The organism is Paenibacillus chungangensis (assembly GCF_042675905.1).
GTDB lineage: Bacteria > Bacillota > Bacilli > Paenibacillales > Paenibacillaceae > Pristimantibacillus > Pristimantibacillus chungangensis.
Genome location: NZ_JBHTJZ010000023.1, coordinates 78,921 through 86,911 on the forward strand (window position 1 = coordinate 78,921; position 7,991 = coordinate 86,911).

At 49.3% G+C, this 7,991-nt stretch carries 9 protein-coding genes, 1 rRNA gene and 1 other RNA gene; all 11 read left to right on the top strand.

Going from position 1 to position 7,991, the window contains the following annotated elements:
• Positions 1-112 precede the first annotated feature (112 nt).
• The gene (gene rho, locus ACFQ2I_RS14930; protein ID WP_377565316.1) at positions 113-1,450 is read left to right on the top strand and encodes a transcription termination factor Rho; all 1,338 of its coding nucleotides are present in this window, start codon (positions 113-115) and stop codon (positions 1,448-1,450) included.
• Positions 1,451-1,471: 21 nt separating this feature from the next.
• Positions 1,472-2,713: a radical SAM protein gene (locus ACFQ2I_RS14935; RefSeq protein WP_377565317.1), complete on the top strand. Its 1,242-nt coding sequence runs from the start codon at positions 1,472-1,474 to the stop codon at positions 2,711-2,713.
• Between the two features lie 108 nt (positions 2,714-2,821).
• The gene (gene rpmE / locus ACFQ2I_RS14940) at positions 2,822-3,019 is read left to right on the top strand and encodes a 50S ribosomal protein L31 (protein WP_377565319.1); all 198 of its coding nucleotides are present in this window, start codon (positions 2,822-2,824) and stop codon (positions 3,017-3,019) included.
• 83 nt (positions 3,020-3,102) lie between these two features.
• Positions 3,103-3,504 (top strand): hypothetical protein, encoded by a 402-nt coding sequence (locus tag ACFQ2I_RS14945; RefSeq protein ID WP_377565321.1) that lies wholly within the window; start codon positions 3,103-3,105, stop codon positions 3,502-3,504.
• 74 nt (positions 3,505-3,578) lie between these two features.
• An RNA gene (gene ffs, locus ACFQ2I_RS14950) (signal recognition particle sRNA large type) lies at positions 3,579-3,847 on the top strand.
• Positions 3,848-4,046: 199 nt separating this feature from the next.
• A complete protein-coding gene (gene dnaX / locus ACFQ2I_RS14955) occupies positions 4,047-5,801 on the top strand; it encodes a DNA polymerase III subunit gamma/tau (RefSeq protein WP_377565323.1) in 1,755 nt (584 codons plus the stop codon).
• Between the two features lie 24 nt (positions 5,802-5,825).
• Positions 5,826-6,137 carry a YbaB/EbfC family nucleoid-associated protein gene (locus ACFQ2I_RS14960; protein ID WP_377565325.1) on the top strand — a complete coding sequence of 104 codons (312 nt, stop codon included), beginning with the start codon at positions 5,826-5,828 and terminating at the stop codon, positions 6,135-6,137.
• A 52-nt stretch (positions 6,138-6,189) separates the two neighbouring features.
• Positions 6,190-6,789, top strand: coding sequence for a recombination mediator RecR (recR, locus tag ACFQ2I_RS14965; RefSeq protein WP_377565327.1), 600 nt, complete (start codon positions 6,190-6,192; stop codon positions 6,787-6,789).
• Positions 6,790-6,979: 190 nt separating this feature from the next.
• Positions 6,980-7,219, top strand: coding sequence for a DUF2508 family protein (locus tag ACFQ2I_RS14970; RefSeq protein ID WP_377565329.1), 240 nt, complete (start codon positions 6,980-6,982; stop codon positions 7,217-7,219).
• Positions 7,216-7,479: a pro-sigmaK processing inhibitor BofA family protein gene (locus ACFQ2I_RS14975; protein WP_377565331.1), complete on the top strand. Its 264-nt coding sequence runs from the start codon at positions 7,216-7,218 to the stop codon at positions 7,477-7,479. Before ACFQ2I_RS14970 ends, ACFQ2I_RS14975 begins: the two co-directional genes overlap by 4 nt.
• Before the next feature lie 336 nt (positions 7,480-7,815).
• Positions 7,816-7,991 (top strand): 16S ribosomal RNA (locus ACFQ2I_RS14980); the annotation flags it as partial.

Here is a 7,991-nt window from a genome sequence, read left to right on the forward strand (position 1 = left end):
AGGTCTCTCTTGCTCCGTTGTATCCGCGCGAATAGATGCCATACAATTGGGTAATGATGAGTTAATAGTAATATGCTATTCATAAAAATCTATTAAAGTGGTGAATGAAAATATGTCGGATCTTCAGATTGCAGATCTGGAAGGAATGAAGCTTACCGAGCTTTACAAGCTCGCAAAGCAGTATCAAATTGCCTATTACGGACAATTAAAAAAGAAAGAACTGATCTTCGCCATCCTAAGGGCGCAAGCGGAAAAAAGTGGTCTTATGTTTATGGAAGGCGTGCTGGATGTCTTGCAGGAAGGGTTCGGATTTTTACGCCCTATTAACTACTTGCCCAGCACGGAGGATATTTACATTTCGGCTTCGCAAATACGCAGATTCGATCTAAGAAGCGGTGACCTCGTCTCCGGCAAGTGCAGGCCACCGAAAGAAAACGAACGTTACTTCGGTCTGCTTCAAGTGAATGCTGTCAACGGCGAAAACCCGGAAACTGCCTCAGAACGACTCCATTTCCCTGCTTTGACTCCTCTCTATCCCGAAAAGAAATTAGTGCTCGAAACATCAAAGAACAAAATTTCTACACGTATGATGGATTTGCTTGCACCGGTTGGATTAGGACAACGGGGATTGATAGTGGCCCCTCCTAAAGCGGGTAAAACGTTGCTGATTAAAGAAATCGCCAACAGTATTTCCGAAAATCATCCCGATATTGAGTTGTTCGTGCTGCTCATTGACGAGCGTCCGGAGGAAGTAACGGATATGCAACGTTCCGTGAAAGGGGAAGTTGTCTCTTCTACGTTCGACGAGCTTCCGGAAAATCATATCAAAGTGGCTGAGCTCGTATTGCAACGCGCGTTGCGTCTTGTGGAACATAAGAAGGATGTCGTGATATTGCTGGACAGCATCACGCGTCTTGCTCGCGCATACAATCTCGTCATACCGCCGTCCGGGAGGACGCTGAGCGGCGGTATCGATCCTGCGGCATTCCATCGGCCGAAGCGCTTCTTCGGCTCGGCGAGAAATGTAGAGGAAGGCGGCAGCTTGACGATTCTGGCTACGGCTCTCGTGGATACAGGATCGCGAATGGACGATATTATTTATGAAGAATTTAAAGGAACGGGTAACATGGAGCTGCACCTAGACCGCAAGCTTGCGGAACGCCGGATTTTCCCTGCGCTGGATATGCGCAGATCGGGCACGCGCCGCGAGGAAATGCTGCTGACCAAGGAAGAACTGGATAAGATATGGGCTATTCGCAAAAACTTGCAGGAAACGCCTGAATTTGTGGAGAGCTTCCTGAAAAAGATGAAGGATTCAGACAACAACGAGCAATTTCTTATGTCGCTGGATCTGTCGACAGAGGGGAAGCAAGAGCGCTCTGCCATAAGAAGTGGAACGGCTTCGCATGCTAGCCGCAGACCAGCAAGCCGTACAACGGGAAGCTCTTAGTGGGAATGGAAGGAGGACATCATGAATCTCGTATATGCGGATGAGAACGGCAACGTGTTCGACCATTCCAGCCTGATCGGGCTTGGACGCAGCGGCAACGACATTGTAGAGCTGATGGAAGAAGAGTTGATTCCACTTCCGGACGGCGCTACGCTGGTCAGTCTTCCTTATACTAGACCGATAGGGCTGAATCAGAATACCGGAGAGATGGAAGCTCTGGCTGGCGGGGAGCAAGCCGTCGGTGCATTGCTGCCGCAAGGCTTTACTCGTCTCTACTTGCCGGGTTATGTGAAGTCGGATAAGGAACAGAAGCTGCCCCTATTCGGTTATACGGCGGTAGTGTGGAAGGATGATGGCTTCTATGTGGCAGCTGAGCAATGCGACGATCCTGATCAGTGGGACCCGCTTAACTGCGATAGAGACGAGCTGAAAATCAGCGTAGATCGGCTGCTCGCCCGATATCCGGACAACCGCTTATATCAGCATCTCTCGCATTGCGCGCTAGGCTATGAATGCTTAACTGCTTCCAACACTTTTCTTAATCGATGGGAAGGCGCCGTCCCTGTCTCCTACTCCTGTAATGCAGGTTGCTTCGGCTGCATATCGGAACAGCCTGACGACAGCGGATTCCTAGCGCCGCAGACGCGCATGAATTTCAAGCCGACTGTAGAAGAGGTCGTTCAGATTATGCTGGAGCACCTGAAGGAGCCTGAATCCATTATTAGCTTCGGGCAGGGCTGTGAAGGGGAGCCTTCCACACAGGTGAAGATTATTGTGGAAGCGATGAAGCAAGTGCGAAGCCAGACATCGCTTGGTTATATGAATATCAACACGAATGCAGGCATTACGGATTTTATTAAAGCGATTGTCAACGCTGGTCTGGATCTGATGAGAGTAAGCACGATCAGTGCACTCGACGAGCATTACAACGCTTACTACAAGCCGAGGGGCTATACGCTAGCCAATGTGGAGAAGTCGTTGAAATACGCGACAGACAAAGGTGTATACACTTCTATTAATTACCTGATCTTCCCTGGCGTGACGGATCGGGAGGAAGAGATGGAAGCGATGATCGGCTTCGTCAAGCGGACAGGTCTGAAGCTGATTCAGATGAGGAACTTGAACATCGATCCTGAGAGTTATCTGGGATTGATTCCAAAGCCGCAAGGTCATATTTATGGCATGAAGCAAATGTTGGAGATATTCCGCGATGAATTGCCGGAAGTGGTCATCGGCTCTTATACCCATGTCCCACCGCGCTAATCGTTATATTTTCCATTGCAAAGCTGGAGTCATTCATGCTATAATCCGCCTATGTGTGATTTTAACTCTGAGTCCGCATGAGGTTCAGGGCAGAAAGAGGTGAACGAGATGAAACAAGGTATTCATCCGACATACCATGCTGTGACAGCAACCTGCGCATGTGGCAACACATTCGAGACAGGTTCCATCAAGTCGAACATTCGTGTAGAGGTTTGCTCCTCTTGCCACCCGTTCTTCACTGGCAAACAGAAGTTCCTTGATGCAGGCGGCCGCGTGGATCGTTTCAAAAAGAAATACGGCATTTAATTTGCACCAAGCATTCAGCCTTTATTTGGCAGAATACAAGAACCTCCCTCAGCCATCCTATGGTTAGAAGGGAGGTTTTTTTGTTGCAGCATTTATCCCGATGGCTCCGGAAGTCGATGCTGATAGCTGTTGTGCTCTTCGCGGCAATTCATTTTGCGGGCTGCTCCAGCGAATCGAAGCAGGAGATGAAGTCTTACGGTCATGATGGTTATATGGGTTTTTCCAATAGCAATCCCAATACAGTGAATAGGTACTCCTCACTGTCGTATCAAAAAGATGTGGAGCTAATTAGACAAGTGCTTATGCCCATGCAAGGCATAAGTCGCACGGATATCCGTTTTAACGGCAACAATGTGCATGTGACGGTCGTGGCGAAGAAAAGCATGAACCGCAAGCAGATGAAGCGGCTTGAAGCAAAAGCGAAATCCATTGTGCAAGAAAATATGCCGTTGTACGATGTTCATCTGACGGTAGCGAGAAAATGACGACAAGCTCCGTTCCTTTACCACTTTTCACCGCATGTTGCGCTTTGGCTCAGAATGTACTATACTTGTCTATGCCGTGCTAGATGGGGAGGTAGCGGTGCCCTGTTACTCGCAATCCGCTATAGCGAGGTTGAATTCCTACACTGAGGTTATGATGATGTGAGGTTTGGCGCATGCAAGCAGTGTTGACAGTTGGGTCCTTCGCAATGGGCGCTTGTGAACCTGGTCAGGTCCGGAAGGAAGCAGCCATAAGCAAGTTAGCTCATGTGCCGGAGGAGTGCCTGACTCGAGCTGTGCAGCATGAGTGCCGCTTGGATCGCATCAATCGAAGGTAGGTGCACGGTACTAACGATTTTTATGAAGAAGGAATGTACACATACCTGTATTCGCAGAATTGGTGACGATGCTCGCCGACGCGCGACTGCAGGTTTTTTGTATCCGGAGCTTCTGCATATGTTTCTCGGAACCGTGTTGTAGTATACTATATGCATAGGAATGTTTCGCAGACTTTCCAAATTGGACGTTAAAGGGGAAGAAGCGCCTTGTCACATATAGCCTTATACCGTGCCTGGCGTCCACAGACGTTCCGGGATATGGTAGGACAACAGCATATTATTCAAACCTTGCAGAATGCGATCCGTGAGCAGAGAGTATCACATGCTTATCTGTTCAATGGCCCGCGCGGGACAGGGAAGACGACTACAGCGAAGGTATTCGCCAAGGCGGTCAACTGTGAACAAGGTCCGGCGGTGGAGCCGTGCAATGAATGTGAAGCTTGCAGAGGTATTACAATCGGCAGCATTATGGATGTCATTGAGATCGACGCCGCTTCCAATCGGGGTATTGATGAGATTCGGGATATTCGTGACAAAGTCCGTTATGCGCCGACTGATGTGCGATATAAGGTGTACATTATCGATGAGGTTCATATGCTTACGGCGGAAGCGTTCAACGCCCTGCTGAAAACGCTGGAGGAACCGCCGGGCCATGTCATCTTCATTCTGGCTACGACGGAGCCGCACAAGCTGCCTGCCACGATTATCTCGCGTTGCCAGCGCTTCGACTTCCGGCAAGTATCGTTCGAAGAGCAGACGAAACGGTTGAAAGAGATATGCGAAGAAGAAGGAATAGAGGCAGCGGAAGATGCCTTGTTCTACATAGCGCGCTTATCAGAAGGTGGGATGAGGGACGCGATCAGTCTGCTGGAGCAAGTGTCTGCATTCTCGGCTGGCCGGATTACGCTTGAGTCGGCAGTAGATGTGACAGGTGGCATGGCCGCCGACCAATTCTATGAGCTGGCGGAGGCGATCAACAACCGGAATGCGGCTGTCATGATGCCGCTCGTAGAAGGTTTGATGCAAGCGGGCAAGAGCGCGGACAAGTGCTTGGAGAATCTGATCTATTATTTCCGCGATCTGCTTGTCTTGAAGTTGGCCTCTAGCGAGGGAGTGGTTACTGAACGGATCGTCGATCATGAGCGGTTCCGCGACATGGCCGATGCGTACAGCTCGGATCGCCTATTCTCGATGATTGACACGCTGAACAAGTATCAGGTGGAACTGAAGCATGCCTCGCAGCCTCAGACGATGCTGGAAGTAGCATTAATGAAGTTATGCACGATGCAAGAGGAGTCCGCTGATGGGAGAAGCACCGTCGTGGCTTCTTCTTCAGGTTCGGCCCCGGAGGTGCAGAAGCTGATGCAGCAGGTAGAAGCTCTGGAGCGTAAGCTGGAGCAAGCGCTTAAGAATGGCGTCCCGGCTGGGACGTCGGACAGCGCTGGAGCTGGAGCGGCACCGAAGAGCGCTGTCCGTGGACCGTTCGGTGGTACTGGCAAGATGCGTCCGAAGGTGAAGCTGGAGCCGTATCTGTCTGCTGTTAATAGTGGGGATACGAATCATGCCCGCATGAACTGGGGGGAAGTGCTGCAGCGTGTGAAGGAAGAGAAGGTGACCCTGCACGCCTGGCTGAAGGATGGAGAGCTTGCGGCTGTTGTCGACGGGAATCTGCTGCTGGCTTTTAAGAATGACATTCACCGAGAGACGACGGAGAAGCCTGCTCACCGGGAGATTATCGAACGGATCGCCGGTGACGTACTGGGGAAGTCGCTGCAATTAGTCACTGTGATGCTGAAGGATTGGCAGAGTGCTATTGACGGATCCGTCAAGACTACAGGCGAGCCGCTTGAACTGGTTCCAGAGGATACGGAACAACCGAAGGTGGCCAGAGAGCCTGAATGGGTAGAAGAAGCGGTCAAGATGTTCGGCCAAGACCTTGTTGTCATTGAAGATAAATCTTAAACTAATTACATGGGGTGAATAAGCATGAACAATATGAATCAAATGATGAAGCAAGTGAAGAAGATGCAGCAGCAAATGATGAAAGCGCAGGAAGAACTGGAGAACAAGACAGTTGAAGGTACTGCAGGAGGCGGCGTCGTCACAGTAACGGTAAGTGGTCATAAGAAGCTTCTTGACATTGCGATCAAGCCTGAAGCGGTTGATCCAGATGATGTTGAAATGCTGCAGGATCTCGTTCTGACGGCAGTTAACGATGCGCTTGTGAAAGCGGAAGAGCTGGCGAATAAGGATATGGGCAAATTTACAGGTGGAATGAACATTCCAGGCTTGTTTTAATTGCGGATCCTTATCAGGCTGCCTCTAAAGTTTGAAAGGAGCTGTACCCTGTTTGTATTATCCGGAACCCATTGCGAAATTGATTGATGCGTTTACCAGACTGCCTGGCATCGGTCCCAAGACGGCGGCGCGGCTGGCCTTTTATGTGCTTAGGATGAAGGAAGACGACGTTATCGACTTTGCGAAAGCGTTAGTCAGTGTTAAGCGCAATTTATTCTACTGTTCAGTCTGCTGCAACATCACTGATACCGACCCATGTAGAATATGCTTGGACAAATCGCGTGATGGTTCAGTAATCTGTGTCGTGCAGGATGCCAAGGATTTGGTTGCTATGGAGCGTACAAAGGAATATGACGGTGCATATCATGTGCTGCAAGGCGCTATATCACCCATGGAGGGGATTGGCCCTGAAGAGATTCGTATTGCCGAGCTCCTGCAGCGGTTGAGTGATGAGAAGGTGCAGGAGCTTATTCTCGCCACCAATCCGAACATTGAGGGCGAAGCGACGGCCATGTATATTTCTAGGTTGGTGAAGCCTTTCGGTGTACGTGTTACCCGCATTGCCCATGGTCTTCCTGTAGGCGGAGATTTGGAGTATGCGGATGAAGTGACGCTTTCCAAGGCGCTGGAGGGTCGTCGGGAATTGAACTGATAATAGAACATTGAGTTGAACGACAGTCGTTTGCCCGATGTGGAAAGATTTTTCCACATCGGGTGAGCGGCTTTTTCTGTTTAACGGTAGCCGTATTCGAAAGCGATACTGAGAGGGAAGGTTCTATTTTGGCGTACAAGCATATAAACATTAGATACAGGGGTGATTATTCGGAATTGGTGGTGGTCACGTGGATTGGAGCATGCAACAGAGTGATCAAGAAGAAATGATCGAGCTGAAGGAAGAGATAGCCGATGCGCTTCGCGAATGGGAGAATGCCAACCGATATTTCAACTATTCAATAGGCAAGGAGCAGATTGATTATGCGATATTTGCTATTATCTCGGCTGAGAAAAGGTATAGTATGCTTATGAGCCGTGCGAAACGTCTCCATGTTGAATGGCCAGAGTGGAGGGAGGGGTTTAAGTGAAGTGGTTGTGGCTTTCTGTATTTATTGGTTCGTCTATTCTTCTGTTTGGAGTGATTGTGAGGCATAAGCTGAGTTGGGGATGGGCGAAGGGGGTCGCGCTTCATTTAGTTTTGGCTGCGGGACTGCTGTATGTCCTTAACTATTCCGGAATGATGCCGGGGCTTTATATTCCGATTAATCCTATTACCGTGGGAACAATTGTCGCGTTGGGCTTGCCTGGTGTAGCCTTGTTAGCGGGTTTGCAATGGTTTGTAGTATGAATCTCTGTTTATCACGGAGCAACCTATGTGGATGAGGTAGAATATTATGTACGGATTATGTGAGGAATATCGTGATTGACGTTGATGAATATATGTGATACATTATTCCTCGTGCCAGATGGCGTTTTGGGAAAGAAGAAAAAACTTTTTAAAAAAAGACTTGCAATGTTCTAGGCACCTGTGATATATTATAAAAGTCGCCGCTGAGACATTGGCGATACGCAAGAGGAAAGAGATTGTTCCTTGAAAACTGAACAACGAGCGAAACTGCCCCGTTAATCCAAACGGATTAATGGAAAAGCAATATAAAGTAATGAGCAAGTCAAACGAACTTCTTTTATGGAGAGTTTGATCCTGGCTCAGGACGAACGCTGGCGGCGTGCCTAATACATGCAAGTCGAGCGGATCTGATGGAGTGCTTGCACTCCTGAAGGTTAGCGGCGGACGGGTGAGTAACACGTAGGTAACCTGCCCCTAAGATCGGGATAACATTCGGAAACGGATGCTAATAC

What these genes read in the sequence shown, in the direction of transcription:
- rho (WP_377565316.1), top strand. Translation starts at nt 113, where the DNA reads ATGTCGGATCTTCAGATTGCAGATCTGGAAGGAATGAAGCTTACCGAG.
- ACFQ2I_RS14935 (WP_377565317.1), top strand. Translation starts at nt 1,472, where the DNA reads ATGAATCTCGTATATGCGGATGAGAACGGCAACGTGTTCGACCATTCC.
- rpmE (WP_377565319.1), top strand. Translation starts at nt 2,822, where the DNA reads ATGAAACAAGGTATTCATCCGACATACCATGCTGTGACAGCAACCTGC.
- ACFQ2I_RS14960 (WP_377565325.1), top strand. Translation starts at nt 5,826, where the DNA reads ATGAACAATATGAATCAAATGATGAAGCAAGTGAAGAAGATGCAGCAG.